This is a genomic window from Azospirillum ramasamyi (genome assembly GCF_003233655.1).
Classification (GTDB): domain Bacteria; phylum Pseudomonadota; class Alphaproteobacteria; order Azospirillales; family Azospirillaceae; genus Azospirillum; species Azospirillum ramasamyi.
In genome coordinates this window covers 1,988,962-2,014,715 of sequence record NZ_CP029829.1, presented here as the reverse complement: position 1 = coordinate 2,014,715, position 25,754 = coordinate 1,988,962, and the positions used below count along the sequence as shown (strand labels likewise).

Below are 25,754 nucleotides of genomic sequence, written 5' to 3'. Positions count from 1 at the left end.
CTTGCGGTGTTGCGCAGGAGCGCCGCCCGTACCTACACCTCCGCGACCGGGAGAGCCGATGCCCGATTTCACCCCCGTGCCGATCGAAAGCCGCCGCATCGCCGATGACGAGATCGGCAAGCCCGCGGTCTTCGGCGCCATCCTGTCCGGCCAGCCGCAGGAGATTCACCGCAACCTGTTCGACGGCGATTACGGCCGCTTCAAGTCGGGGGTGTGGCAATGCACGCCGGGCATCGTGGCGATGAAGGACTGGCCGTACCACGAGTTCTGCGTCCTGCTGTCCGGCCGCGTCATCATCACGCCGGAGGGCGGCAGCCCCCGCGAATACCGGGCCGGCGACGCGCTGGTCCTGCCGATGGGCTTCACCGGCACCTGGGAGATCCTGGAGACGGTGCGCAAATACTACGCGGTCCAGGCGCGCCAGCCGCTGCTGCGGCGGGTGAAGGAGAGGGTGAAGGGCTGGCTGCGGCCGGGGGCAAAGGGCGGTCGGGCGAGGGATGCGCAGGCCGGTGCCGCGTTCTGATACCTCGCCATCCGCCGGACGCCCGTGTTAGGGTCCGCCGCGCCGTCCGGCAGGGCGGTTCGTGACGACTTTGACACCGGTGCTCCCCCATGACCCAGCCTGCCATGACCCAATCTCCCCGTACCCTGGCCGAGATCGCCGAAGCGCTGGGCGCGACGGTCGAAGGCGACGGATCCCTGACCGTCCGCCGCGCCGTCCACCCGTCTGAGGCGGAAGGGCCGGAGGATCTGGCGCTGGCGATGGACAAGGATCTTCTGGCCCTGCTGTCCGGCAGCAAGGCGGTCGCCGCCGTGGTCGCCGAAGGGGTCGAGGTGCCGGCCGGCATCGAGAACCGCATCGTGGTGAAGCGCCCGCGCTATGCCATGGCCGGGATGCTCGACATCTTCGAGAGGCCGGTCCATGCCGAGCCGGGGGTGTCGCCCCAGGCCTATGTGGCGCCCGACGCGGTCGTGGCGCCGGATGCCTCCATCGCCCCCTTCGCCTATATCGGTCCGCGCGCCCGCATCGGGGCCGGCGCCATCGTCCTGCCGCATGTCACCGTCGGTGCCGACGCGGTGATCGGGGAGGGCTGCCTCCTGCATCCCGGCGCCCGCATCGGCGAGCGGGTGGAGATGGGCGCGCGCTGCATCATCCATCCGAACGCCGCCATCGGCAACGACGGCTTCAGCTTCGTCACGCCGGAACCGGGCAGCGTCGAATCGGCCAAGACCACCGGCCGGGTCGTCGGCACCAACGTGCTGATCCGCCGGGTGAACTCCATCGGCACGGTGATCCTGGGCGACGACGTGGAGGTCGGCGCCGGCGCCACCATCGACCGCGGCACGGTGACGGCCACCCGCATCGGCAACGGCACCAAGATCGACAACCTCGTCCAGATCGGCCACAACGTCCAGGTCGGCACCAACTGCATGCTGTGCGGCCATGTCGGCATCGCCGGCAGCACGGTCATCGGCGACCGCGTGGTGCTGGCCGGCAAGGTGGGCGTCGCCGACCATGTGAAGATCGGCAGCGACGCGGTGGTGGCCGCCAATTCCGGCGTCGGCATGGACATCCCGCCCAAGTCGGTGTGGATGGGCTATCCCGCCGTGCCGCGCGCCCGCGCCTTCGAACAATACAAGGGCCTCGCCCGCCTGAAGCGCCTGTACGCCGATGTCTCCGACCTGAAGAAGCGCCTGACCGCCATCGACGGCGGCCCGGTGAAGGTCGAGGAGGAGAAGGCGGAGCAGCAGGAATAGGCGGAACCCGGCTTCGGGTTGCCCCCCTCCCTGATCATCTCCCGCAGAAGATGGGAGGGCTCAGGGAGGGATCCTCAGCACTTCATCTCAAAACGAACCTACGTACCATGACCTCCGGCCAGAACCCCACGCGTGAGTCCATCCTTGGCGGTCCCGCCGTCATCCTGGTGCAGCCGCAGCTCGGCGAGAACATCGGCGCCTGCGCGCGCGCGATGCTGAATTGCGGGCTGACCGACCTGCGTCTCGTCAAGCCGCGCGACGGCTGGCCGAACCCGAAGGCGAGCGCCGCGGCCTCCGGCGCCGACATCGTCATCGACAACGCCAGGATCTTCGAGACGACGGCGGAGGCGGTCGCCGACCTGGAGGCGGTCTACGCCACCACCGTGCGCACCCGCGACATGATCCAGCGCTTCGTCACCCCGCGCGTCGCCGCGGGCGAGATGCGGGAACGTTATGCCGCCGGGCAGAAGGTCGGCGTGATGTTCGGGCCGGAGCGCACCGGACTGGTCAACGACGACCTGACCTTCGCCCAGACGCTGGTGACGGTGCCGCTGAACCCGGCCTTCTCCTCGCTCAACCTGGCGCAGGCGGTTCTGCTGATCGGCTACGAGTGGTTCCAGGCCGGCGACCGCACGCCCGACCGCTTCCTGCACACCGGCCAGACCCGCCCGGCGACGATGGCGGAGCGGGTGAACTTCTTCGAGCGGCTGGAGGCGGTGCTGGACCGCACCGGCTTCTTCACCAGCGAGGAAAAGCGCCCGTCGATGGTCCGCACCCTGCGCAACGCCTTCGAGCGCATGGAGATGACCGAGCAGGAGGTCCGCACCTTCCACGGCGTCGTCGCCGCACTGGTCCAGGGCAGCCGCCGGAAAGGCGAGAGCTAAAACCAAAATCGCGGCTATAGTGGGCGTCCATGGACTACGCGTTGCAGAACATGGACGTCGGGCTGGTGCTGCTGGACAGCGCACGGCGCGTGCTCGCCCTCAACCCGGCGGCGGTGCGGCTGCTGGGGGAACGCGCGGCCGGGCTGGTCGGCGCCTATCTGCACGACCTCCACCCGCCCTCGCACCGGGCAAAGGTGGAACTGCTGCTGGCCGCGGCCGGCGATCCGGCGGCTCCCGCCGCCGCCAGTTCGATGATGGTGGCGCTGCCCGGCCGGGTGCTGGTGGTGAAGGCCACCGCGCTGGCGCCCGCCGCGACCGTGGCGGATGGCAGTGCCGTCACCGCGCTGATGCTGATGGAGGCCGCCCGGCCCACCGTAGCGGATGCGCAGGCACCCGCCGTCCCGCCATCCGCATCGCCGCCCGAACCGCTGGTCAAGCTGCCGGTGGAAAAAGGGCAGGGCATCGTCCTGCTCGACCCGGCCGACGCCGTCTATCTGCAGGCCGACGGCCATTACACCACTGTCCACACCGGCGATGGCGCCTTCTTCTGCGGCCTGCCCCTGTCGGAGCTGGAGGCGCGGCTCGACCCGCGCTCCTTCGTGCGCACCCATCGCGGCTACATCGTCAACCTGCGCCATGCCCGCGCGGTGGAACGGCAGGACGGCCGCGCCGCCTTCGTCATGGCCGCCCCCGGCGCTCCCCGCGTGCCGGTCAGCCGCAACCGGGCGGACGCGCTGAAGAAGCGGCTGGCGCTATAAAGCGCATTGCAATCCGCTTTGGACCGCGACGGCGGCCCCGGCCGCTCACGCGGCCGAAGCCCGACCGGCGGATGAGATCAAAAAGAATCTAAAGCGAATGCAAATTCGCTTCAGGCGTTCCCATTCACGCAGCGATTCCACCATTCGCGCGGGTGGACTGCCGCTGGTGCGGCATGGCTTGCGGGCGGGGTCACGGCTGGGAAAGCATCGCCGTCACGTTTCCCACCCCTGGCAACCGGCATGAGGAGGCCGATCCCGTGGACAGCATCGACGCGCCCGACCGTTACGTATCGTTCAAGGGAATCGACTGCGAGGGCAACAGCCGCCGCATCATCGAACGGCTGTACATGCACATCGACGACCCGGCCAAGACGAACGCCTTCTGGGAGCGGTTCCGCGCCAAGCTGGCGGTCGCCGAGGATCCGCTGAAGCGGCAGGCCGACGGGCTGTGCCTGCTCTGCTCCAACATCTATTACATCGCCGACCTGTTCGAGGAGCATGACGACGAGGAAGGGCTGGCGATGCTGCGCCAGCTGGAGGACGAGTGCTGCTGACGGGGCAGGGCGGTCAGGGCTTGGCCGCCGGCTCCGGCTCCCGGTCCGCCGCGGCATAGGCCACCCGCCAGACCGAGCCGGAGGTGTCGTCGGCGATCAGCAGGGCGCCGTCGGCGGCGACCGCCAGTCCGCTCGGCCGGCCCCACACCCGTGGGGTCTCGTCGCCGTCGGGCCGGCTGTTGACGCGGAAGCCGGTGACGAAGGTCTCGTAGGTGCCGGTCGGGCGGCTCTTGTCGAAGGGGGCGGAGTCGAAGGGCACGAAGGCGATGGCGTATCCGGTAGGGCGGGAGCGGTTCCACGACCCGCGCAGAGCGACGAAGGCGCCCATGCGGTAACGCTCCGGGAAATGGGTGGCGTCGCCGAAGACCAGGCCGATCGGCGCGGAATGGGCCTGGAACAGCAACCCGGGCGCCAGCGCCGCCTTGACCAGATCGGGCCGCTGCCCGGCGAAGCCCGGCTGCGGGTTGCCGCCGATGTAGGAGTAGGGCCAGCCATAGAAGCCGCCGGGGGTAACCGAGGTCAGGAAATCGGGAACCAGCTGGTCGCCCATCCCGTCGCGCTCGTTTACCACCGTGTAGAGGTCGTTGGTGCCCGGTTTGAAGGCGAGGCCGACGGGGTTGCGCAGCCCGCCGGCATACTGGCGCTGGCCGCTGCCGTCGATGCGGAATTCCTGGATGGTGGCGCGCGGTTCAGGTTCCACCCCGATATTCCCTTCCGACCCGATGCCGACGTAGAAATGCCGGCCGTCCGGCGCCACCGCGAGCGAGCGGGTGTTGTGGCCGCCATGCTTGCCGAAGGCGCCCTCCGGGGTCAGCCGCCGCCGCTCCCCCGCCTTCGCGGTCCCGGCCGTCCAGGGCAGCCGCCACACCCCGTCCAGGTCGCCGACCAGTACCGCCCCGTCATGGAAGGCGAGGCCGAAGGGCTGGTCGAAGCCCTCGGCCCAGGTCTCGGCCATCTCGGCATGGCCGTCGCCGTCGGCGTCGCGCAGCAGGGTCAGGGTGCCGGGCTTCTGCTGGGCCACCAGCACGTCGCCGTTGGGCAGGACCAGCAGGTTGCGCGCATTCTCCACCCCGTCGCGGAACAGGCTGACGGTGAAGCCGCGCGGCGCCCGCAGCGGCTGGCCGCCGGGCCGCGGCACCAGCACGGCCTCGTTGTCGACGGACGGGGTGGCATAGGGCTTGGGCAGCGTATCCATCCCCACATGCACCTCGGCCCCGACCGTCTGCATCGGGTCGGTCCGTACCTGCCTCGTCATCGTCCCCTGCGCCAGCGCCGTCACGGCCGGGGCGGTGCAGACCGCCAGGGCCAGCAGGCCGGCGCCCAACAGGGTGGTCGGGAGAAACTTGACTGGGACGAGGCGGTGGTCGGCCATCGATCGGGCACTTTCAGCGGAGCGGGAGCGGAAACGGTCGGTTTGACAAATATGGGGGCACGATGCCGCCGGCCGCGCGCAAAGGCAGGCGGAGCAAGGGGGGCTGTACCGTCGGGGTTCCCCACAAGCGCCAGATGTCCCCAACTTCACCGCGGAGCATATCAAGTTGCTTGCGGTCAAGGAGCGCACAAGACCATACTCCGACCGATGTAGGCGGAATGGCTGGCGACGGGCGCCGGCCGACCGCAGCGATGCGGCGGCGGTTCGGCAATGATGGACAGAAACGCGATCGACGCTGCGGCGCTTGCCCTGTCTCCCACCCGCACCCGCCTGCTGCATGCCGCCGGCTTTTCGCTGATCGCATTGCTGGGCGTCGGTTTCTGGGGCTATGTGGTCTGGGCCGACCGGACGGAGACGTTGCGCCATGCGCAGGAGCAGGCGCAGGCGTCGGCGCGGCTCATGCAGGAGAATGTGCGCCGGACGGTCGCGACCGCCGATCTCGCCATCCGGCGGGCCCAGGATCTCGTCGACCGCTACGGCATGCCGGGGCTGGACACCAACCGCGAGGCGTGGATCACCGTCCGCGACATGGTGGACAATCTGCCGGAGATCGCGGCCCTGTGGATCCATGGCCCCACCGGCGACAACGTCCAGTCCAGCCGGCAGTTTCCGGTGCCGCCCGGCAATGTCGCTGACCGTACCTATTTCCAGGTCCACCGCGACGGCGCGGAATTCCATGTCGGCGAGCGGATCACCGGCAGGCTGACCGGTTCCCTGTCCTTCACGGTCAGCCGGCCGCTCCTGCAGGACGGCCGCTTCCTGGGGGTCGTCCACGCCAACATCGACCTCGACTATTACCAGCAGCTGTACGAAAGCCTCGATCTCGGCGCCGGTTCGGCGGTCGCGGTCTACCGCACCGACGGCAAGGCGATCCTGCGCTTCCCCGACAGCGAACCGCTGGACGGGCCGGACGGCAGGATCGTGCTGCGCCACGCCGCCGAAGCCGCCACGGAAACCTTCGACGTGGACGGGCCGGTGCCGGGCGAGCGGCGCATCCTGTCCTATCAGCGGGTGCCGACCCTGCCGCTGGTCGTCTTCGTCGCCCTGTCGGAGCGGACGGAACTGGCGGCGTGGCGGGAGCGGGCGGTCCGCGGCGGCATCCTCGTCGGGCTGGCGGTGCTGGCCTGTGCCGCGCTGGTCTATGGCGCCCTGCGCAGCCTGGAGCGCGAGATGGCCGGCCGCCGCCGGCTGGCCGACACCAATGCAGAGCTCGACGCCAAGAAGCGGGAGCTGGAGGCCGCCAACGAGGCCTTCGCCAGCGCCAACCGCCGCCTGAACCTGATCCTGCATTCCGCGTCCGACAGCATCTGCGGCGTCGACCGCGAGGGGCGGATCACCTTCGCCAACCCCGCCACCTCCGTGCTGACCGGCTATGGCAACGAGGAACTCCTGGGCGGCAACCTGCATGTGCTGATCCATTCCCGCCGCGCCGACGGTTCGCCCTTCCCGGCGCTGGAATGCCCGGTGACGGCGGTGCTGCTGAGCGGGGAAAGCCGGCGCGGGCTGGAGGACACCTACTGGACCAAGGCCGGGAAGCCCCTCCTGGTGGAATACACCGCTTCGCCCATGCTGGCCGACGGCAAGGTGGAGGGGGCGGTGGTGGTCTTCCACGAGATCGCCGAGCGCAAGCGGGCGGAGGCGGCGATGCAGCGCGCCCGGCTGGCGGCGGAGGCGGCGAGCCGCGCCAAGAGCGAGTTCCTGGCCAATATGAGCCACGAGATCCGCACGCCGATGAACGCGATCCTCGGGCTGATCCACCTGCTTCAGCAGACGGAGCTGACCGACCGGCAGGCGGATTACGTGCACAAGGTGCGGGTGTCGGCGCAGTCGCTTCTGGGCATCCTGAACGACATCCTCGATTTCTCCAAGGTGGAGGCCGGCAAGCTGGAGCTTGAGCGGGTCGATTTCCGCCTGGACGACCTGCTGCAGACGTTGGCGGTGATCATCGGCTCCGCCGCCCAGGAAAAGGATATCGACGTCCTGTTCTCGGTGGCGCCGGACGTGCCGCTCGACCTGATCGGCGACCCGTTGCGCCTGCAGCAGATCCTGATCAACCTCGCCGGAAACGCCATCAAGTTCACCGAGACCGGCGAGGTGGTGGTGGCGGTCAGGGTCCGCTCGCTGTCCAACGACCGCGCCGTGCTGGACTTCGCGGTGCGCGACACCGGCATCGGCATCGCGCCGGAACAGCGCGAACTGCTGTTCCAGGCCTTCAGCCAGGGCGACAGCTCCACCACCCGGCGCTTCGGCGGCACCGGGCTGGGGCTGGCGATCTGCGCGCGGCTGGTCCGGCTGATGAACGGCGCCATGGAGGTGGAGAGCGAGCCCGGCAAGGGCAGCGTCTTCCGCTTCCGCGCCGAGTTTGGGCTTCATGCCGGGAACGCGGCGGGGATCGGGCCGGGCGCCGGGATCGCGGCCGGGCCGGCCGGGCGGCTGCCGCGTCTGGTTCCGCGCGACCTGGCGGTTCTGGTGGTGGACGACAACGCCACCGCGCGCGAGGTGCTGGGCGAGATCGCCGCCGCCTTCGGCTGGGCGGTGACCGCCTGCGCCGACGGACAGGCCGCCATCGACGAGCTGGAGCGGGCGGCGGCGGCCGGCACCCCCTATGACGTCGTGCTGATGGACTGGAAGATGCCGGGAATGGACGGGATCGAGGCGGCGCGCCGCATCCGCGCCGATGCCCGTGCCGGCACCCCGATGATCATCGTCATCAGCGGCTATGGCCGCGACCGGCTGGGCGCCCGTTTCGAAGAGACCGGAGCCGCCGGATTCCTGGTGAAGCCGGTCACCGCCTCCACCCTGCTCGACGCCGTCACCGTCGCCTATGCCCGGAAGGCGCCGGACGGCGAGGGCGTCCGCCTGCCCGCCGCCATTCCCGCCCCGGATTATCCCGCGCTTCGGTCCGGCGCGGAGGGCGGGCGGCCGGATGGGGGCCTTTCCGGGGCGGCCTGGGATGCCAGCCGGGCGCTGCACGGCCGCCGGCTGCTGCTGGCCGACGACAATGCCATCAGCCAGCAGGTGGCGCGCGAGATCCTGGAGCGGGCGGGGGCGGCCGTCACCGTGGCCGCCACCGGACGGCAGGCGGTGGACTGCGTGCGCGCCGCCCACCAGCCCTTCGATGCCGTGCTGCTCGACGTGCAGATGCCGGACATGGACGGGTTCGCGGCGACCGCGGCGATCCGTGCCCTGCCTTGCGGGCGGCATCTGCCGATCATCGCGATGACCGCCAGCGCCTTGCCCGCCGACCGTCAGCGCTGCCTGGACAATGGGATGGACGCCCATGTGCCGAAGCCGCTCGACCTGCCGCAGCTTTTCGCCACGCTGGCCCGCTGGATCGGGCCGCCGCTGGTGGCGATCCGGCCCTGTACGCCCTGCGCCCCCGGACCGGTCCCGTCGCGCGGCCAGGCCATGCTGACCGCCGCGGCCCCTTCGCGCATCGCCATGCCGCCCGTGGCGGTGTCGGACCGCCCGGCAGGCGATCTGCCGGGCGACCTGCCGGGAATCGATCTGGCCGACGCGCTCGACCGGCTTAGCGGTGATGCCGGGCTGTTCCGCCGCTTCATCGGTCAGTTCGCGTCGGGCTACGGCGAGGTCGCCGACCGGATCTCGGCGGCACTGGGTTCCGGCGACCTGACGGCCGCCAAAGGCATCGCGCATGAACTGAAGAGCGTCGCCGGCAATGTCGGCGCCGTGCGCCTGTCCGCTGCCGCCGACGCGGTGCAGGTCGCCGCGCAGCGGGGCGATGCCGCCGCGGCCGACGCCCAGCTCCCGGTGCTGCACGCCGAACTGGCCCTGGTGCTGGAGAGCGCCGTCCTGCTGGCGGCGGCCGATGGTTCCGGGCGCCCGGCGGGCGCCGGCAACCCCGGCCGGCCGGCGGAAAACCGCAAGGAGCTGGCGGAGCGGCTGCCGCGGTTCGCGACGTTGTTACATGACAGCAACTTCGCAGCGGCGGAAGAGTTCGCTATGCTGGCGCCGTTGCTGACGGATTCGGTCGAGCCCTCGACGATCAAGGGGCTGTCATCCGCCATCGACGGTCTGGATTTCACCAAGGCGCTTGGGATCGTGCAGCGGATCGCGCGTGACCTCGGCCTTCCACTGCCGATGGTCTGAACGCGCCCATGGCCGAACCCCGCCCAAAAATCCTGGTGGTGGACGACATCCCGTCCAACGTCCATGTGCTCAGCCGCATCCTGAAGGACGACTACGACATCTATTTCGCCACCGACGGCGAGAAGGCGCTGGATCTCGTCCAGGCGCGGATGCCCGACCTTGTTCTGCTGGACATCATGATGCCGGGAATGGACGGCTTCGAGGTGTGCCGCCGCATCAAGTCCGACCCGGCCACCCACGACATCCCCGTCATCTTCATCTCCGCCAAGAGCGAGGTGGAGGACGAAACCCGCGGGCTGGAGGTCGGGGCCATCGACTTCATCACCAAGCCGATCAGCCCGCCGATCGTGAAGGCGCGGGTGCGCAACCACCTGCTGCTGAAACGCCAAGCCGATCTGCTGCGCAGCCTGTCCTTCCTGGACGGGCTGACCGGCATCGCCAACCGCCGCCGCTTCGACGATGCGATGACGCGCGAGTGGCGGCGCTGTACCCGGTCGCACCTGCCGCTGTCGCTCATCATCCTCGATGTCGACCATTTCAAGGCCTACAACGACGAGTACGGCCATCAGGCCGGCGACGAATGCCTGCGCCTGGTGGCCGAGCTGCTGGCGGATCGGGCGAGGCGGCCGAGCGACCTCGTGGCCCGCTATGGCGGCGAGGAGTTCGTCTGCCTGCTGCCGGAGACCGACGGAACCGGCGCCATCCGCGTCGCCGAGGGCTTCCGCGCCGCCGTGGCCGAACAGCGCATTCCGCACGCCCAGTCGCCCGTCGCCCCCTTCGTCACCATCAGCCTCGGCGTCGCCACCGTGACTCCGTCCGCCGACGGCAGCCCGGAACGGCTGGCGGAGATGGCCGACCAGCTGCTCTATCGTGCCAAGCGCGCCGGCCGCAACCGCGTTCAGGATGCAATGGTGAGGGCGCTATGACCGCCCCGCCGTTCCGCGATGTCCGCGGCCGGGGCTTCTCCCGCCGCTCGACGCTGGATGCCGCCTGGGCCTGGATCGACGGCCGGGTCGCGGCGCCGTCCGCGCGGCCTTTGCCGCTGGCGGAGTGTTGCGGCCTGGTGCTGGCGGAGGCGGTCGCGGCACTGGGCGATTGGCCGGCGGCCGACCGGGCCGCGACGGACGGCTATGCCGTGGCCGCTGCCGATACGCTGGGTGCCGGCTCCTACAATCCGGTGCCGCTGACGGGCGCGGTTGCGGTGGTGGCCGGCGATCCGCTGCCGCCGGGCTGCGACGCGGTGATCCCCTATGAATCGGCGCAGGCCGCCGGCCCCTTCGTCGAGGCGGTCGATGCCGTGGCGCCCGGCGGCGGGGTGGAGCGCCGGGGCGCCTGGATGGCGGCCGGAAGCCCGCTGCTGCCGGCCGGCCGGCGCCTGCGCCCCGCCGACCTCGGCCTGCTCGCCGCCGCCGGGCACCGCATCCTGCCGGTCCTGCCGGCGCCGCGGGTGAGGCTCCTGCTGGCCGGCGGTCCCAAGGCCGGCGCGCCGGAGCAGTTGGGGGACATGCTGGCCGCGCTGGTCCGGCGTGACGGCGGCGTTGTCGAGGCGGTGGCCGCTCTGCCCGCCGACATGGATGCGCTGGCCGAGACCTTCGCCCAGCCCGGGGCCGACCTGATCCTGTCGGCCGGACGCACCGGAACCGGCCCGGACGATGCGGCGCCCCCCGCCCTGGCGAAGGCCGGCAGCCTCGATCTTCACGGCATCGCCATGCGGCCGGGCGGCAGCGCCGGGTTGGGAAGCGCCGCCGGTGTTCCCGCTCTGCTGCTGCCGGGCGAACCGATGGCGGCGCTGGCGGCCTACGAGTTGCTGGCCGGGCGCGCGGTGCGGCGTGCCGCCGGCTTGCCCGCCGCGCTGCCCCATGCCACCATTCAGGCGGTGACCGCGCGCAAGCTGGTTTCGGAAATCGGCTGTCTCGACCTGCACCGGGTGCGGCTGGACGATGACGGCAAGGTGGAGCCGGTCGCCTCTCCGGGCTGGCCGGGGCTGGCGGCGGCGGCGCGGGCCGACGGCTTCGTCCTGATCGGGGCGGACAGTGAAGGCGTGCCGGACGGTGCCCCTGTCACCATGTATGATTTCACCATGTATGATTTCACCATGTATCGTTTCGCCTGATTTGACTCTGCAAGGGTTTGCCGCGTGCACAGTTCCGACCGCAGCCGCGAGGACATCCGCCGTTTCGTCGCCCAGGCCGCCCGCCAGGACCAGTTCCTGGAGGTGGTGAGCGGGGAGGAGGCGCGCGCCCGTTTCCACCGCCATCTCGACCTGTCCCCGCGCGGGGAGGAGCGGGTGCCGCTGTCCGCGGCCCTCGGCCGCGTGCTCTCCGCCGACGTGACGGCCGAGGTGGACGTGCCCGGCTTCGACCGTTCGGTGGTGGACGGCTTCGCCGTGCGTGCCGCCGACACGGCCGGCGCCGCGGAGGACAGCCCGGTCGCCCTGCGCCTGAACGACGAGGTTCTGGCCGCCGGCCATGCCCCCGAACTGACGGTGGAGCCGGGAACCGCCACGGTGATCGCGACCGGCGGCATGCTGCCGCGCGGCGCGGATGCGGTGGTGATGGTTGAGACGACGGAGGCGGTGGAACGCCCCGACGGCCTGTTCGTCACGCTGACCCGCCCCGCCACCCCCGGCGCCTTCGTCGCCGCCGCCGGATCCGACATCGGCCGGGGCGAGGTGGTCCTGCGCAAGGGCCAATCCCTGACCTCGCGCGAGATCGGCGTGCTCGCCGCCATCGGACTGGCCGAGGTCGCGGTGGTGCGCCGGCCGCGCGTCGCCATCCTGTCCACCGGCGACGAGATCGTGGCGCCCGGCCAGCCGATCCGCACCGGGGCGGTCTATGACAGCAACGGCGCCATCCTGGCCGCCGCGGTGGCCGAGCTGGGGGCCGAGCCGGTGCCGCTGGGCATCGCCCCGGACGAGGACGAGGCGCTGGAGCGGCTGGTCGCCCAGGGGCTGCAATGCGACGCGCTGCTGCTGTCGGGCGGCACGTCGAAGGGGGCGGGCGACCGCTCCCACCGCATCGTGGCGCGGCTGTCCGATCCCGGCATCGTCGCCCATGGCGTGGCGCTGAAGCCCGGCAAGCCGCTGTGCCTCGCGGTGACCGGCGGCAAGCCGGTGGTGATCCTGCCGGGTTTCCCGACCTCCGCGATGTTCACCTTCCACAGCTTCGTCGCGCCGGTGATCCGCGCAATGGCCGGACTGCCGCCCGCGGCGGCGGAGGAGGTGCCGGCCACCCTGCCGGTGCGGCTGGGATCGGAACGCGGACGCACCGAATACGTCATGGTCTCGCTGGTCCATGGCGCCGACGGCGATGCGCTGGCGGCCTACCCGCTGTCCAAGGGATCCGGCGCCGTCACCGCCTTCAGCCATGCCGACGGCTTCCTCGCCATCGACGCCCAGGCGGAGGCGGTGGAGGCGGGCACGCCGGTCTCGGTCCAGCTGCTCGGCCGCTCCGTTGCCCCGGCCGACCTGATCGTGGTGGGAAGCCAGTGCATCGGCCTCAACGCCGTGCTCGGCGGCCTGATCGGCGAGGGGATGACGGTCAAGGCGCTGAATGTCGGCTCGATGGGCGGGCTGGCGGCGGCGCGGCGGGGCGAGTGCGACATCGCGCCGGTCCATCTGATGGATCCCGCCACCGGGGCCTACAACACGCCCTTCCTGGCGCCGGGACTGGAGCTCGTTACCGGCTATCGCCGGATGCAGGGCATCGTCTTCCGCCGCGGCGATCCGCGCTTCGAAGGCAGGACCGCGGCCGAGGCGGTCGCGGCGGTGGCGGGCTTGCCCGACTGCATCCTGATCAACCGCAATGCCGGCAGCGGCACCCGCATCCTGACCGACCGCCTGCTCGGGCCGGCGCGGCCGACCGGCTATTGGACCCAGGCCAAGTCGCACAACGCCGTCGCCGTCGCGGTGGCGCAGAACCGCGCCGACTGGGGTGTGGCCATCGAGACGGCCGCGACCATGTACGGGCTGGGCTTCCTGCCGCTGCAGGAGGAGCATTACGACTTCATCGTCCCCGCCGCCCGCCGCGACCGTCCGGCGGTCCGCCGCTTCGTCGAGGCGCTGGAGACGCCGGAGGTGGCGGAGGCCCTGCGCGCCATGGGATTCATCCGCTAAAGCGGATTCCGATCCGCTTTGGAATTATATGACCTCATTTGGCGGCCGGACGAATCCGAACAAAATGCCGGAAGTCGGGATTTTTCGTGATCCGGCGGCCGGGCGGTTGCGTACCGATGGTCACGATGCGACATACAGCCCCGTGGTGGCGGCCGGAGGCGCGGGAGACCGGTGCGGGAAACCTGAAAAATCGGACCAGGAAGGGGAGGGTGCTGCGAATTCCGGGAATGGATGCCATCCCCGGCTTGTGCGGCGGCCGATGTTCCCCTTGAATGGGGCCATGCAGGACCAGCACACCCCCGCGGCCGACATGGCCCCCAGCCTGGAAGAACTGCTCGTCGCCGTCGGGCGCGAGCGGGACCGTCAGGCGTTCGGGGTTCTGTTCGGCCACTTCGCGCCACGGCTGAAGACGTATCTGCGCCGGTTGGGATGTGATTCCGGTGCGGCGGAGGAGCTTGTTCAGGAGGTCATGCTGTTGGTCTGGCGTCGTGCCGAAACCTACGATCCGATCCATGCCTCGGCCGGCACCTGGGTGTTCACCATCGCGCGCAACAAGCGAATCGACGTGTTGCGCCGCGAACAGCGGCCGGAGATCGATCCCGAGGATCCGGCCCTGGTCCCCGAACCCCAGGAGGCCGCCGACAACCGGATCGAGGCGAAGGAAAGCAGCGGCCGCCTGCGGGCAGCGCTGAAGGAACTTCCGCCCGAACAGGCCGAACTGCTGCGCATGGCCTATTTCGAGGACAAGCCGCACAGCGTCATCTCCGCGGAACACGGCATTCCGCTCGGCACCGTGAAATCGCGGCTGCGTCTTGCGATGGAACGCCTGCGCCGGTCGCTGAGGGATGTGGGATGAGGCATTTCCGATGATCCGGCCGAGCCACCATCCGGGCGATACCCTGCTGATCGACTATGCCGGCGGCGCCCTGTCCGAAGGCGCGTCGCTCGCCGTGGCGACCCATCTCGCCTTCTGCCCCGCCTGCCGCCACGAGGTGGCGGAGATGGAGGCGATCGGCGGCGTCCTGCTCGACGAGCTGGAGCCGGAACCGCTGTCCGACGGCTGCCTGGAAGCGCTGATGGCCCGCCTCGACCACGAGCAGCCGGCGCCATGCCGTCCCGCTCCGAAGCCGCCGGCCGAGCGTTCGCGCTATCCGGAGCCGCTGCGCAGCTATCTGCGCGGCCGCCTCGACCGCAATGGCCGGATCGCGGAGGGCGGCTGGCGCTTCCTGCAGCCGGGCATGCGCTGCATCGATCTGCTGTCCGGCCCGGATGGGACGACCCGGCTGATCCGCATGAAGGGCGGCGTCGGCGTGCCCCAGCACACCCATGGCGGCATCGAACTGACCGTGGTGCTGGAAGGCGGCTTCTCCGACGAGTTCGGCGCCTTCCTGCCGGGCGACCTCGCCATCGGCGATCCGTCGCTGGTCCACCGGCCGGTGTCGGACCCGGAGGGCTGCCTGTGCCTCGCCACCACCATCGGCGGCCTCAGGCTGACCGGTCCGGTGGGGCGGCTGTTCAACCGCTTCATCAAGTTCTGAGGCGGGATCGGCCGGCGCTACCTTGCGCAGTCCGCCAGCCCGTCCCGGCGCACCACCGCCATCCGCCGCTCGATCACCGCCGCCCTCCGGGAGACATAGGGGCCGGGGCGGGCGGGCGACCAGTTGCGCGGGCTGGGCAGCACCACGGCCAGCAGCGCCGCCTCGCGCCGGGTCAGCGCCGCGGCGGATTTGCCGAAATGGTGCCGCGCCGCCGCCTCGGCGCCATAGACGCCGTCGTCCCACTCCACGATGTTCAGATAGACCTCCAGGATGCGGCGCTTGGTCCACATCCCTTCGATCAGAAGGGTGAACCAGGCTTCCGCCCCCTTGCGGGTCCAGCTGCGGTCGGGCCAGAGGAAGGCGTTCTTGGCGGTCTGCTGGCTGATCGTGCTGCCGCCGCGCAGGCGCTTGCCCTCCTCGTTGTCCTCGAAGGCGCCCTCGATCGCGGCCCAGTCGAAGCCGCCATGGCCGCAGAAATCGCTGTCCTCCGACGCGATCACCGCCTCCACCAGCGCCGGGGAGATGCGCTCCAGCGGTTCCCAGTCGCGCGTCATGCCGGAGCCGCCCAGCGCCCGCATCAGCATCAGCGGGGTGGCCGGCGGCGGCACGACCCGGTAGAGGGCCGCCCACAGGATGGTGAAGGCCACCAGCCCCGCCATCCCGATCAACGCCCAGCGCAGCAGTCTCCGCATATACCCCCGTCCCCGCTCGGCCCATCAGGACTTCCCTCAATGGGGGTGAGGCGGCGCTCCGTCAACATCCGGCGCTCGCTTTGCGGCACGCCGCCGCCATATAGTGCCGCCGATGGACCTGACCGCCAATCCCACCCCGCTCCACAGTCTCGACGACGCGCCCGCCATGGTTGCCGGCGCGCGCCGCGTCGTGTCGCTGACGCTCGACGGCGAGGTGGAGGAACTGTCGCTGGCCGCCGCCGCATCCAGGGTGCGCCGCCAGCCGCCGCTGGTCTGCCATGCCCGCGCCTTCGCCCGCCGGCTGGGGATCGACGGCTTTCCCGCCTTCGACGTGCTAGAACTGTTCGCCTTCGTCCATCCCGCCCGCTTCTGCGTCCCCACCCCGCGCGGCATCGCCGAGGCGCTGGATCTGCCCACTCCCGACGGCCACGAGGCGGAGGCGCTGGCCCTGCAGCGCGCCGTGCGCCGCCTGCTGGGCGATCTCGGCGCGGTGGGGCGCGAGGAGTCCTCCGACCCCGTCGCCTTCGCCTGGGAGATGGGGCGTTCCGGATGGCCCTGGGCGGCGGCGGTGCTGGCGGCGCTCGGCAAGCCCGACGGGCCGGAGAAGGGCGCCGCCCGGTCGGGACTGCGCGTCTGGACCCGCATCAAGGAGTGGGAGGAGGGCGCTCCGCCGCCGCCGCCCGCCCAGAACCCGGTGGACCCGGAGGAGGCGCGCCGCCGCCTCGCCGTCATGCTGTCGGCCAATGTGCTGGGCAAGGTGGCGGAGCCGCGGCCGCAGCAGGCCGATTACTCCAGCGCGGTGTCCGCCGCCTTCGCCCCGCGCCAGCTGCCCGACACCCCCAACGTGGTGCTGGCGGAGGCCGGGACCGGCGTCGGCAAGACGCTGGGCTATCTGGCCCCGGCCACGGTGTGGGCGGAGAAGAATGGCGGGACGGTGTGGATTTCCACCTACACCCGCAACCTCCAGCACCAGATCGACGCCGAACTGGACCGGCTCTATGCCGACCCGGCGACCAAGGCGCGCAAGGTGGTGCTGCGCAAGGGGCGCGAGAATTACCTGTGCCTGCTGAACCTGGAGGAGGCGGTGCGCGCCATGCCCTTCCAGCCGCACAACGCCGTCGGCGTCGGGCTGATGGCGCGCTGGGCGGCGGCGACGCGCGACGGCGACATGACCGGCGGCGATTTTCCCGGCTGGCTGGTCGACATCGCCGGGCGCGGGCCGACCATGGGGCTGGCCGACCGCCGCGGCGAATGCATCTATTCCGCCTGCGACCACTACGCCCGCTGCTACATCGAGAAGAGCGTGCGGCGTGCGCGGCGTGCCGACATCGTCATCGCCAACCACGCGCTGGTGATGGTGCAGGCGGCGCTGGGTGGCGGCGAGGAGCCGACGCTGCCCAGCCGCTATGTCTTCGACGAGGGCCACCACGTCTTCGACGCCGCCGACAGCGCCTTCGCCGGCCACCTGACCTGCCGCGAGACGCAGGAACTGCGGCGCTGGCTGCTGGGCGCCGAGGAAACCGGCCGCAGCCGCGCCCGCGGCCTGAAGCGCCGGCTGGAGGACATCGTCGCCAACGACGAGGAGGCGCTGCGCCACCTCGACGACATCCTGATGGGCGCCCGTGTCCTGCCCGGCGACGGCTGGTCGGCGCGGCTGGCCGCCGACAATCCGCAGGGGCCGACCGAGCGCTTCCTTCTGCTCGCCCGCCAGCAGGTCTACGCCCGCACCGCCGGCCAGGGCGGATCCTACAGCCTGGAGGCCGACAAGGCTTATCCGGTGGATGGCCTGCTGGAAGCGGCGGCGGAGCTGGAGCAGGCGCTGGTCCGCCTGTCCGAGCCGGTGGAGGCGCTGGCCCGCCGGCTGGCGCAGCGGCTGGAGGACGAGAGCGCCGAACTCGACTCCGACCAGCGCCGCCGCATCGACGCGCTGTCGCGCAGCCTGCACCGCCGCGGCACCCTGACGGTGGAGGCGTGGCGCGCCATGCTGCGCACCCTGCCGACCGAGACGCCGTCGCATTTCGTCGATTGGTTCGCGGTGGAGCGGATCGACGGCCGCGACGTCGATGTCGGACTCTACCGTCATTGGGTCGATCCGACGGTTCCCTTCGCCGAGGCGCTGGCCGGTCCGGCCCATGGGCTGGTGGTAACCTCCGCCACCCTGACCGACGGCACCGGCGATACCGGGCAGGACTGGCGCGCGGCGGAGGACCGCTCCGGCGCCAGCCATATGCCGGCCCCGGCGATCCGCGCCCAGGTTCCGTCCCCCTTCGACTACCCGAATCGCACCCGCGTCTTCGTGGTCAACGACGTGCGCAAGGACGATCTGGGACAGGTGTCGGCGGCCTACAAGTCGCTGTTCCTGGCGGCGGGCGGCGGCGGGCTCGGCCTGTTCACCGCGATCAGCCGCCTGCGCGCGGTGCGCGAGCGCATCGCCGAGCCGTTGGATCAGGCCGGCATCCCGCTTTACGCCCAGCATGTCGATCCGCTCGACGTGTCCACCCTGATCGACATCTTCCGCAACGAGGAGCACGCCTGCCTGCTCGGCACCGATGCGGTGCGCGACGGCGTGGACGTACCGGGCCGCTCGCTGCGCCTGATCGTCTTCGACCGCGTGCCCTGGCCGCGTCCCGACATCCTCCACCGTGCCCGGCGCGACGCCTTCGGCCGCCGCCGCTACGAGGACATGATCACCCGCCTGCGCCTGAAGCAGGCCTTCGGCCGTCTGGTCCGCCGCGCCGACGACACCGGCGTCTTCATCCTGCTCGATTCCATGATGCCGAGCCGGCTGGCCGGCGCCTTCCCGGAGGGGGTGGAGATGCGCCGCGTCGGCCTGAAGCAGGCGGTGGAGGAGACGGCGGAGTTCCTGCGGGGCTGGTGAGGGTCAGCCCGCGGAGGGGGCGGGGGAGAAGGCAGGGCCGTCCCCGGCCACGGCTTCCAGCAACTTCGGCGGAGGCGGCGCGGCGTCGGCGGCGAAACGGGTGGCGAAACGGGCGGCGATCTCGGCGAGCGGGGCGGGGCGGCCCATCAGATAGCCCTGCATCAGGTCGCAGCCCTTCGATTGCAGGAAGCGGAACTGCTCCTCCGTCTCGACCCCCTCGGCGATGGTTTCCAGGCCGAGGCCATGGGCCATCATGATGATGGTTTCGACCAGCCGGGCCGCCGCCGCCTCATCGGTGGCGTCGGAGACGAAGCAGCGGTCGATCTTCAGCATGTCGAAGGGATAGCGCTGCAGATAGCTCAAGCTCGAATAGCCGGTGCCGAAATCGTCGATCGACAGGCGGACGCCGTGGCCGCACAGCGTGTTCAGCGCGTCGGTCACCTCCGGCGCCTCGTCCATCAGGACGCCTTCGGTGATCTCCAGCTCCAGGCGGCCCGGCGGCAGGCCGTGGGCGGCGAGCGCCGCCATCACGCGGATGACGAAGCACGGGTCGCGCAGCTGCCGGGGCGAGACGTTGACGGCGACCCGCGGTGCCGAGGCCTCCCTGCCGAAAAGCCCCGCCGTCTCACGGATCGCCGTCTCGACCACCCAGGCGCCGATCTCGCCGATCAGCCCGGCCTCTTCCGCCACGCAGATGAAATGTCCCGGCGCCAACAGCGTGCCGTCGGGCTGGCGCCAGCGCAGCAGCGCCTCCAGGGCGGCGGGCCGGCGGCTCTCGGCCTCGACGATCGGCTGGTAGTGGAGCACGAATTCGGATTGCAGCACGGCGAGCCTCAGGCGGCTTTCCAGCATGATCCGCCGCTGGACCCGCTCGTTGATTTCGGCCGTGAAGAACTCGTATCGGTTCCGCCCGCGCTCCTTCGCCCGGTAGAGGGCGAGGTCGGCGTTGCGCAGCAGCTCCGGCCCGTCACCGCCGTCCGACGGGTAGAGCGCGATGCCGATGCTGGCCGTCACGTAATGATCCTGGCCGCAGATGCGGAAGGGCGGGGCGAAGGACTCCAGCACCCGTTCCGCGATGCCGCGCGCCGCGACGTTGCCGGCGATGCCGGGCAGCACGATCAGGAACTCGTCCCCGCCCATGCGGGCCAGCGTGTCGCCCTGCCGGATCGACGCCGACAGCCGGGTCGCCGCCTCCCGCAGCAGAGTGTCGCCCGCCTCGTGGCCGAGCGTGTCGTTGACGTTCTTGAAGTTGTCGAGATCGATGAACAGCAGCGCCGACGGCAGCTGGCTGCGCCGGGAGTTCAAAATCGCCTGTTCGAGACGGTCGCGGGTCAGCAGTCGGTTGGCCAGCCCGGTCAGCTCGTCGAAATGCGCCTGCCGGTACAGCTGCTCCTCGTAACTGCGGCGCAGGGCGATGTCGTTCTCCAGCGCGGCGTTCGCCCCGGCCAGCTCGCAATTGGCGGCGTAGAGGTCGCCGGCCAGATCGTTGAGCGACCGGATCAGCTGGTCCAGCTCGTCGGGCCGCTTCCGCTGCGGCCGGTCGAGGGTGAGAAGCGGCGGCGAGGAACGCCGATCATGCTGGCGCAGGCTGGCCGCGATGGAGATCAGGTGGCGCGTCAGCAGCCGGTGGAAGATGAACAGGATGAACCCGGAGACCAGGAAGGTTTTGACGCCCTGGCTGATCAGGATCACCTCCGCCGTGGTCAGCAGGCGATGGTACACGTCGTCCAGGGACGCTTCGACCCGCAGCGTTCCAAGCGTCAGGGACTTGCCCTCCGCCACGCGGATCAGCGGAATTTCCGCATGCAGGTCGGGCCGCTCCTGCGGCGTGCCGACCGTGAGCACCAGGGGAGTCCTCGCGGTCGCGCTGAACTCCCTCACCTCCGCCATCCGAATGTCCGGCAGGAGGATGATGCCGTTGAGCAGCAGGCGCAGCTGGTCGTGGTCGACCACCCACAGGCTGTTGCTCATGCTGGGAACGGTGCTGACCCGTATCTCGTCGAACCGCTCCTCGATCCCGCTCACCCCCCGCCGGAAATCGAAGTAGAGCTGGAGCGCGGTGGACATCAGCGTGATGAGGGTGCTGAACAGAAGGATCCTGTACAGAAGACTGACCGCGATCCCGCCGCCGGCCCACGGGATGGACAAGTGTTGCCGCAAGGGGGGCGGATTTCCATCATTGCCCGGACGGAGCGTTATGCCCCGGCCCGGAGCGCCTCCGTCAGACATGGCCCAGCTCCGCGCTGTTGAGGACTTGCAAGGTAGCGGAGGGCCGGCGGGCGCGGACAGTTGGGGCAGATGCTGATCCTGAAGCGCGGCATCGGACGGCGGACGGACGGAAGCGCGGCGGGCGGGCCGTGGCCGCTTCGGGAAGCCGATGGTTCATGGCGTGCCGCATCGCTTGCGCTCCGCTCCATCCGCACCGGCGCGAGGCCGCCGGTTCAGGCGCCCGCGTCAATGCCGCACTTTATTATCCAGTTGGCTATTATCCAGCCGGGCGTCCCGCACTCTCCAATATGCATTCTTGCCGCCGCCGGGCGATGACGCAAGAGTTTCATGCAAGGGTTACATTTCGCTTTATTGGCCGCTGGCTCCGTCTGCTCATGCCGTCGCCTTGTCCCCGCCGATCCTTCCCTTGCGCTGCATCATCCGGCGGGGGCGTAGACTGCGAGAAGCGCCGACAAAGTCACCACGCTGAGCACCGTGGAGACCAGGATCGCCGAGGAGGTGCGCTCCACATAGGTCTGGTACTGGGTCGCCACCACGAAGGTCAGGGCGCCGGTGGGCAGTGCCGCCAGGATCACGGCGCTTCCGGTCCAGAACGGATCCATCGGGAACAGGGTCTGCGTCAGCACCCAGGCCAGCGCCGGATGCACCAGCAGCTTCAGCGCGCTGATCCACCCGGCTTCCGCCAGCCCGGCGGTCAGCCGCTGCGAGGCCAGGAACAGGCCGATGGCGAACAGGGCGCAGGGACCGGCGGGGGCGCCCATCAGTTCGCAGAAGGTGGCGATCGGCTTGGGCACCGCCACGCCGGGCAGCAGCGCCGACCAGGCGATGCCGGCGGCGGTGGACAGGATCAGCGGATTCTTCGCCAGCGCCCGCCCGACGTCGCGCAGCGCCTTGCCCAGCCCGCCGCCCTGGCTGTTGGCGAACTCCATCCAGACCACGGCGATGCCGACCATGATGGCGCTCATGATGACGGTCGCCAGGATGGTGGGGGCCAGATGGTCCGGGCCGAAGGCGGCCAGGAACAGCGGGATGCCCATGTAGCCGGTGTTGGAGAAGGCGGCGTTCAGCCCCTGCATGCACTGGATCTGCGTGCGCTCCCGCCGCAGGAGCCGGCCGATGATCGCCCCCAACGCATAGACCAGCAGCATCGACCCCAGGAAGGCGCCGATGAAGGGGCCGTTGAAGATCTCCGGGATCGACCGTCGCGCCGTGCCCAGGAACAGCACCGGCGGCAGCGCCATCCAGTAGACGAACTTGTTGAGCGCTTCGGACGAGGCGGGACCGAGCAGCTTCGTCTTTCCCGACAGGAAGCCGGCCAGGATGATGGCGAATACGGGAAAAGCGACATTGAGGACGACGTTCATGACGCGCGACAATAGGGGGAGCCAACCGTCGCGTCGAGCGGCCAACCTCTCCGCCGCGAGCATGGCACCCTTGACGCCGCATGGGCGGTGTCGGACGCCGGGCTTGACGCGGCCGGGGCGCCGTTCGAGATTGCCGGGCGGACACGCGACCGCTCCCCAAGGGAGACCGCCTCATGAGAAAGCCGACAGACGCCATGATCGACCACCACAGCGCCCTCATCTACGTCATGGTCCTGGTTTCCGCCTGCGACGGCGACATGACCGACGCGGAACTGGAGGCCATCGGCGAGAACGTGCGCTACCTGCCGATCTTCAAGGACTACAGCGGCGATCAGGTGATGGCCGCCACCCGCGAATGCACCGCCATGCTGTCCGACAGCGACGGGCTGGACACCGTTCTGACCATCGTCGAGCAGGCGCTGCCGATCAAGCTGCGCGAAACCGCCTATGCGGTCGCCTGCGACATCGCCGCCGCCGATCCCAAGGCCTCGCAGGAGGAACTGCGCATGCTGGAGCTGATCCGCCACCGGCTCGGGGTGGACCGTCTGTGCGCCGCCGCCATCGAACGCGGCGCCCGCGCCCGCCACATGCGCCTGTGATCCCGCCGGCCTTTTCCGTAAGCCCGGAATTCCACTGAAAGCCTGGACATGAGCGAAGAGACCACCCGCCCCGACCTTTCCGGCCAGCGCATCGGCTTCATCGGGCTCGGCCTGATGGGCAAGCCGATGGCCCGTGCCCTGGCCCGCGCCGGTGCGGAACCGGTGGTGACCAGCCGCAGCCCCGGCCCGGTCGCCGAACTGGCGGGGGAGGGCATGATCGCCGCCACCGGTCCGGCCGCGGTCGCCGGACAGGCCGGGATCGTCATCCTGATGCTGACCGACACGGCGGCGGTGGAGGCGATGGCCGACGCGCTGATTCCGGTCCTGCGCCCGGGTCATCTGGTGATCGACATGGGCACCACCGCCGTCGCCGCCACCCGTTCGCTCGCCCAACGGGCCGCTGCGGCCGGTGCGGACTGGCTCGACGCCCCCGTTTCCGGCGGCACGGTGGCGGCGGAGGCCGCGGCCCTGACCATCATGGCCGGCGGTTCCGACGCCGCCTTCGCCCGCGCCCTGCCGGTGCTGCAGGCGATGGGCCGCCGCATCACCCATGTCGGGGCCAGCGGCGCCGGACAGATCGCCAAATCCGCCAATCAGGTCATCGTCGGCCTCACCATCGGCGCCGTGGCGGAGGCGCTGGCCCTGGCGCGCGCGGCCGGCGCCGATCCGGCGAAGGTGCGCGAGGCCATCCGCGGCGGCTTCGCCGAATCCCGCATCCTCGACCTGCATGGCGGCCGCATGGTCAACGGCGACTTCACGCCGGGCGGCCGCGTCACCACCCAGGTCAAGGATCTGCGCCAGGCGGAGGAGCTGGCCCAGCAGTCCGGCATCGACCTTCCGACCCTGGGCCTGTCGCTGGAACTGTTCGAGCTGCTGGTCGAACAGGGCGACGGCGCGCTGGACCATTCCGCGCTCTACCGCCTGTTCGCGCGTTGAGCCGGCCGGGGACGGGCGGGGCGTCATCCCCGCCCGCTTGCGGGCATCGCCGGGTATTCTCGTCCGTTGCGGCAAAGCTGCGGTTTTCGCAAGTTTCTTTTCAAAACGGTTGAGCGCAGGCGCCGCATCGTCCATTCTCCCGGCTTTCCACGGTGCGGCAGACCTTCTGCCGTTCCATCGGCTTAAGACGGGTCAGACGGCGATGACGGGCGAACGCATCTATCTTTACGACACCACGCTGCGCGACGGGGCGCAGACCCAGGACGTGGATTTCTCGGTCGCCGACAAGATTGCGATTGCCAAGGATCTCGACCGTCTGGGCATCGACTATGTCGAAGGCGGCTGGCCCGGCGCCAACCCGACCGACGACCAGTTCTTCGCCGAGGCGCCGGAGCTGACCCGCGCCACCTTCACCGCCTTCGGCATGACCCGCCGCCCCGGCCGCAGCGCCGCCAACGACCCGCAGCTGACGGCGCTGGCGCAGTCGCGCGCCAAGGCGGTCTGCATGGTCGGCAAGACCTGGGACTTCCATGTCGACGTCGCGCTGAACATCCCGCGCGAGGAGAACCTCGACCTGATCCGCGACAGCATCGCCGCGCTGCACGCCGCCAAGGGCGAGGCGCTGTTCGATGCCGAGCATTTCTTCGACGGCTACAAGCGCAACCCGGACTATGCCGTTTCCTGCATCAAGGCGGCGTATGAGGCCGGCGCGCGCTGGATCGTGCTGTGCGACACCAACGGCGGCACCCTGCCGCACGAGATCGACGCCATCGTGCGGGAGGTGGTGGAGACGCACGGCATCCCCGGCGACAATCTCGGCATCCACTGCCACAACGACACCGAGAACGCCGTCGCCAACTCGCTGGCGGCGGTGCGGGCCGGCGCGCGCATGGTCCAGGGCACCATCAACGGCCTGGGCGAGCGTTGCGGCAACGCCAACCTCGTCTCGCTGATCCCGACGCTGATGCTGAAGCTGGGGTACGAGACCGGCATCCGGCGCGAGGATCTGCATCTCCTGACCCAGCTGAGCCGCGCCTTCGACGACCGCCTGAACCGTGCCCCCAACCGGCACGCCCCTTACGTCGGCGCCAGCGCCTTCGCCCATAAGGGCGGGCTGCATGTCTCGGCGGTGGAGAAGGATCCGTCGTCCTACGAGCATGTGGTGCCCGAGGCCATCGGCAACCGCCGCCAGATCGTGATGTCGGACCAGGCCGGCCGCTCCAACCTGATCGTGCGGCTGCGCGACATCGGCATGGCGGTGGACGCGAAGGACGACCGGCTGGCCGGCCTGCTCGATCTGGTGAAGCAGCGCGACAGCGACGGCTACGCCTATGACACGGCGGAGGCCAGCTTCGAGCTTCTGGTCCGGCGCGAGCTGGGCGAGGTGCCGCGCTTCTTCGAGCTTCTGCGCTTCCACGTCACCGACGAGCGCCGCTACAACGCCGTCGGCAAGCTGGTGGTGGAATCGGAGGCGGTGGTGCGCGTCCGCGTCGGCGACGCCATCCGGCTGGAGGTGGCTGACGGCAACGGCCCGGTCCACGCGCTGGACGTCGCCATGCGCAAGGCGCTGGAGCCGGTCTATCCGGCGCTGGCCCAGCTCAGCCTGTCCGACTACCGCGTCCGCATCCTGGCCGCCAAGGACGGCACCGGCGCCATGCCGCGCGTGCTGATCCGCAGCGCGCACACCGACGGCAGCGAATGGTCGACGCTGGGTGTCTCCACCAACATCATCGAAGCCTCGATGGAAGCGCTGGTGGACAGCTACACCTACGCCCTGATGAAGAGCGAGGCCAAGCCGGTCTGAGGGTCGGAGGCACGCGCGTCCGGGGGGGGCACGCGGCACCTTTCCACCATGGCGATGTTCTGTTAGCTACAGCGGCTTCGGGGCGCTCGCATTCACGCGGGGAC

Annotated in this window: 19 protein-coding genes; 15 read left to right on the top strand and 4 right to left on the bottom strand. The window is 70.5% G+C overall.

The window, feature by feature from the left end; translation table 11 throughout:
* Positions 1-58: 58 nt before the first annotated feature.
* From DM194_RS09390 to cowN, 5 genes are all read left to right on the top strand, one after another.
* Positions 59-523, top strand: a complete 465-nt coding sequence (locus DM194_RS09390; RefSeq protein ID WP_111067073.1) for a cupin domain-containing protein — start codon at positions 59-61, stop codon at positions 521-523.
* Between the two features lie 89 nt (positions 524-612).
* On the top strand, positions 613-1,758 hold the full coding sequence (locus DM194_RS09385) for a UDP-3-O-(3-hydroxymyristoyl)glucosamine N-acyltransferase (protein WP_111067072.1): 1,146 nt from the start codon (positions 613-615) through the stop codon (positions 1,756-1,758).
* A gap of 107 nt (positions 1,759-1,865) precedes the next feature.
* On the top strand, positions 1,866-2,642 hold the full coding sequence (locus tag DM194_RS09380; RefSeq protein ID WP_111067071.1) for an RNA methyltransferase: 777 nt from the start codon (positions 1,866-1,868) through the stop codon (positions 2,640-2,642).
* Positions 2,643-2,671: 29 nt separating this feature from the next.
* Complete coding sequence (locus tag DM194_RS09375; protein ID WP_111067070.1) at positions 2,672-3,400, top strand: LytTR family DNA-binding domain-containing protein; 729 nt, start codon at positions 2,672-2,674, stop codon at positions 3,398-3,400.
* A gap of 257 nt (positions 3,401-3,657) precedes the next feature.
* Entirely contained in the window at positions 3,658-3,954 is a 297-nt protein-coding gene (cowN, locus tag DM194_RS09370; RefSeq protein ID WP_111067878.1) for a N(2)-fixation sustaining protein CowN, read from the top strand.
* A gap of 13 nt (positions 3,955-3,967) precedes the next feature.
* Here cowN and DM194_RS09365 read toward each other — a convergent pair whose 3' ends face one another.
* Entirely contained in the window at positions 3,968-5,326 is a 1,359-nt protein-coding gene (locus DM194_RS09365) for a PQQ-dependent sugar dehydrogenase (RefSeq protein ID WP_111067069.1), read from the bottom strand.
* A gap of 270 nt (positions 5,327-5,596) precedes the next feature.
* Here DM194_RS09365 and DM194_RS09360 point away from each other — a divergent pair, with 270 nt between their 5' ends.
* The 6 genes from DM194_RS09360 (at position 5,597) to DM194_RS09335 (ending at position 15,148) form a co-directional block, all read left to right on the top strand.
* The gene (locus DM194_RS09360; protein WP_111067068.1) at positions 5,597-9,496 is read left to right on the top strand and encodes a response regulator; all 3,900 of its coding nucleotides are present in this window, start codon (positions 5,597-5,599) and stop codon (positions 9,494-9,496) included.
* A gap of 8 nt (positions 9,497-9,504) precedes the next feature.
* The gene (locus DM194_RS09355; RefSeq protein ID WP_111067067.1) at positions 9,505-10,422 is read left to right on the top strand and encodes a diguanylate cyclase; all 918 of its coding nucleotides are present in this window, start codon (positions 9,505-9,507) and stop codon (positions 10,420-10,422) included.
* Positions 10,419-11,609, top strand: coding sequence for a molybdopterin-binding protein (locus tag DM194_RS09350; RefSeq protein ID WP_111067066.1), 1,191 nt, complete (start codon positions 10,419-10,421; stop codon positions 11,607-11,609). Before DM194_RS09355 ends, DM194_RS09350 begins: the two co-directional genes overlap by 4 nt.
* Positions 11,610-11,633: 24 nt before the next feature.
* Complete coding sequence (locus DM194_RS09345) at positions 11,634-13,610, top strand: molybdopterin biosynthesis protein (RefSeq protein ID WP_111067065.1); 1,977 nt, start codon at positions 11,634-11,636, stop codon at positions 13,608-13,610.
* Positions 13,611-13,890: 280 nt separating this feature from the next.
* Positions 13,891-14,466: a sigma-70 family RNA polymerase sigma factor gene (locus DM194_RS09340; RefSeq protein ID WP_111067064.1), complete on the top strand. Its 576-nt coding sequence runs from the start codon at positions 13,891-13,893 to the stop codon at positions 14,464-14,466.
* Positions 14,467-14,476: 10 nt separating this feature from the next.
* Positions 14,477-15,148 carry a ChrR family anti-sigma-E factor gene (locus DM194_RS09335; protein ID WP_246024169.1) on the top strand — a complete coding sequence of 224 codons (672 nt, stop codon included), beginning with the start codon at positions 14,477-14,479 and terminating at the stop codon, positions 15,146-15,148.
* Positions 15,149-15,165: 17 nt separating this feature from the next.
* On the opposite strand, the gene mtgA is transcribed toward DM194_RS09335, so the two are convergent.
* The gene (gene mtgA / locus DM194_RS09330; protein ID WP_111067062.1) at positions 15,166-15,840 is read right to left on the bottom strand and encodes a monofunctional biosynthetic peptidoglycan transglycosylase; all 675 of its coding nucleotides are present in this window, start codon (positions 15,838-15,840) and stop codon (positions 15,166-15,168) included.
* Positions 15,841-15,952: 112 nt separating this feature from the next.
* On the opposite strand from mtgA, the gene DM194_RS09325 reads away from it, so the two are divergent.
* Positions 15,953-18,718 (top strand): ATP-dependent DNA helicase, encoded by a 2,766-nt coding sequence (locus tag DM194_RS09325; protein ID WP_111067061.1) that lies wholly within the window; start codon positions 15,953-15,955, stop codon positions 18,716-18,718.
* A 3-nt stretch (positions 18,719-18,721) separates the two neighbouring features.
* On the opposite strand, the gene DM194_RS09320 is transcribed toward DM194_RS09325, so the two are convergent.
* Both DM194_RS09320 and DM194_RS09315 read right to left on the bottom strand, forming a co-directional pair.
* Positions 18,722-20,866: a putative bifunctional diguanylate cyclase/phosphodiesterase gene (locus DM194_RS09320; RefSeq protein WP_246024168.1), complete on the bottom strand. Its 2,145-nt coding sequence runs from the start codon at positions 20,864-20,866 to the stop codon at positions 18,722-18,724.
* A 497-nt stretch (positions 20,867-21,363) separates the two neighbouring features.
* Positions 21,364-22,311 (bottom strand): AEC family transporter, encoded by a 948-nt coding sequence (locus tag DM194_RS09315; RefSeq protein WP_111067876.1) that lies wholly within the window; start codon positions 22,309-22,311, stop codon positions 21,364-21,366.
* Positions 22,312-22,484: 173 nt separating this feature from the next.
* Between DM194_RS09315 and DM194_RS09310 the strand changes: the two genes are divergently transcribed.
* From DM194_RS09310 to cimA, 3 genes are all read left to right on the top strand, one after another.
* Positions 22,485-22,910, top strand: coding sequence for a tellurite resistance TerB family protein (locus DM194_RS09310; protein ID WP_111067059.1), 426 nt, complete (start codon positions 22,485-22,487; stop codon positions 22,908-22,910).
* Positions 22,911-22,958: 48 nt separating this feature from the next.
* Positions 22,959-23,846: an NAD(P)-dependent oxidoreductase gene (locus DM194_RS09305; RefSeq protein WP_111067058.1), complete on the top strand. Its 888-nt coding sequence runs from the start codon at positions 22,959-22,961 to the stop codon at positions 23,844-23,846.
* A gap of 202 nt (positions 23,847-24,048) precedes the next feature.
* A complete protein-coding gene (gene cimA, locus DM194_RS09300; RefSeq protein ID WP_111067057.1) occupies positions 24,049-25,650 on the top strand; it encodes a citramalate synthase in 1,602 nt (533 codons plus the stop codon).
* Positions 25,651-25,754: the final 104 nt, after the last annotated feature.

Bases quoted from the DNA above. Each gene is read 5' to 3' on its own strand.
- DM194_RS09355 (WP_111067067.1), top strand. From the start codon at position 9,505: ATGGCCGAACCCCGCCCAAAAATCCTGGTGGTGGACGACATCCCGTCC.
- DM194_RS09335 (WP_246024169.1), top strand. From the start codon at position 14,477: ATGATCCGGCCGAGCCACCATCCGGGCGATACCCTGCTGATCGACTAT.
- DM194_RS09385 (WP_111067072.1), top strand. From the start codon at position 613: ATGACCCAGCCTGCCATGACCCAATCTCCCCGTACCCTGGCCGAGATC.
- DM194_RS09305 (WP_111067058.1), top strand. From the start codon at position 22,959: ATGAGCGAAGAGACCACCCGCCCCGACCTTTCCGGCCAGCGCATCGGC.
- DM194_RS09380 (WP_111067071.1), top strand. From the start codon at position 1,866: ATGACCTCCGGCCAGAACCCCACGCGTGAGTCCATCCTTGGCGGTCCC.
- DM194_RS09390 (WP_111067073.1), top strand. From the start codon at position 59: ATGCCCGATTTCACCCCCGTGCCGATCGAAAGCCGCCGCATCGCCGAT.
- DM194_RS09350 (WP_111067066.1), top strand. From the start codon at position 10,419: ATGACCGCCCCGCCGTTCCGCGATGTCCGCGGCCGGGGCTTCTCCCGC.
- DM194_RS09325 (WP_111067061.1), top strand. From the start codon at position 15,953: ATGGACCTGACCGCCAATCCCACCCCGCTCCACAGTCTCGACGACGCG.
- DM194_RS09340 (WP_111067064.1), top strand. From the start codon at position 13,891: ATGCAGGACCAGCACACCCCCGCGGCCGACATGGCCCCCAGCCTGGAA.
- DM194_RS09375 (WP_111067070.1), top strand. From the start codon at position 2,672: ATGGACTACGCGTTGCAGAACATGGACGTCGGGCTGGTGCTGCTGGAC.
- DM194_RS09310 (WP_111067059.1), top strand. From the start codon at position 22,485: ATGAGAAAGCCGACAGACGCCATGATCGACCACCACAGCGCCCTCATC.
- mtgA (WP_111067062.1), bottom strand. From the start codon at position 15,840: ATGCGGAGACTGCTGCGCTGGGCGTTGATCGGGATGGCGGGGCTGGTG.
- DM194_RS09315 (WP_111067876.1), bottom strand. From the start codon at position 22,311: ATGAACGTCGTCCTCAATGTCGCTTTTCCCGTATTCGCCATCATCCTG.
- DM194_RS09365 (WP_111067069.1), bottom strand. From the start codon at position 5,326: ATGGCCGACCACCGCCTCGTCCCAGTCAAGTTTCTCCCGACCACCCTG.
- cimA (WP_111067057.1), top strand. From the start codon at position 24,049: ATGACGGGCGAACGCATCTATCTTTACGACACCACGCTGCGCGACGGG.
- DM194_RS09360 (WP_111067068.1), top strand. From the start codon at position 5,597: ATGATGGACAGAAACGCGATCGACGCTGCGGCGCTTGCCCTGTCTCCC.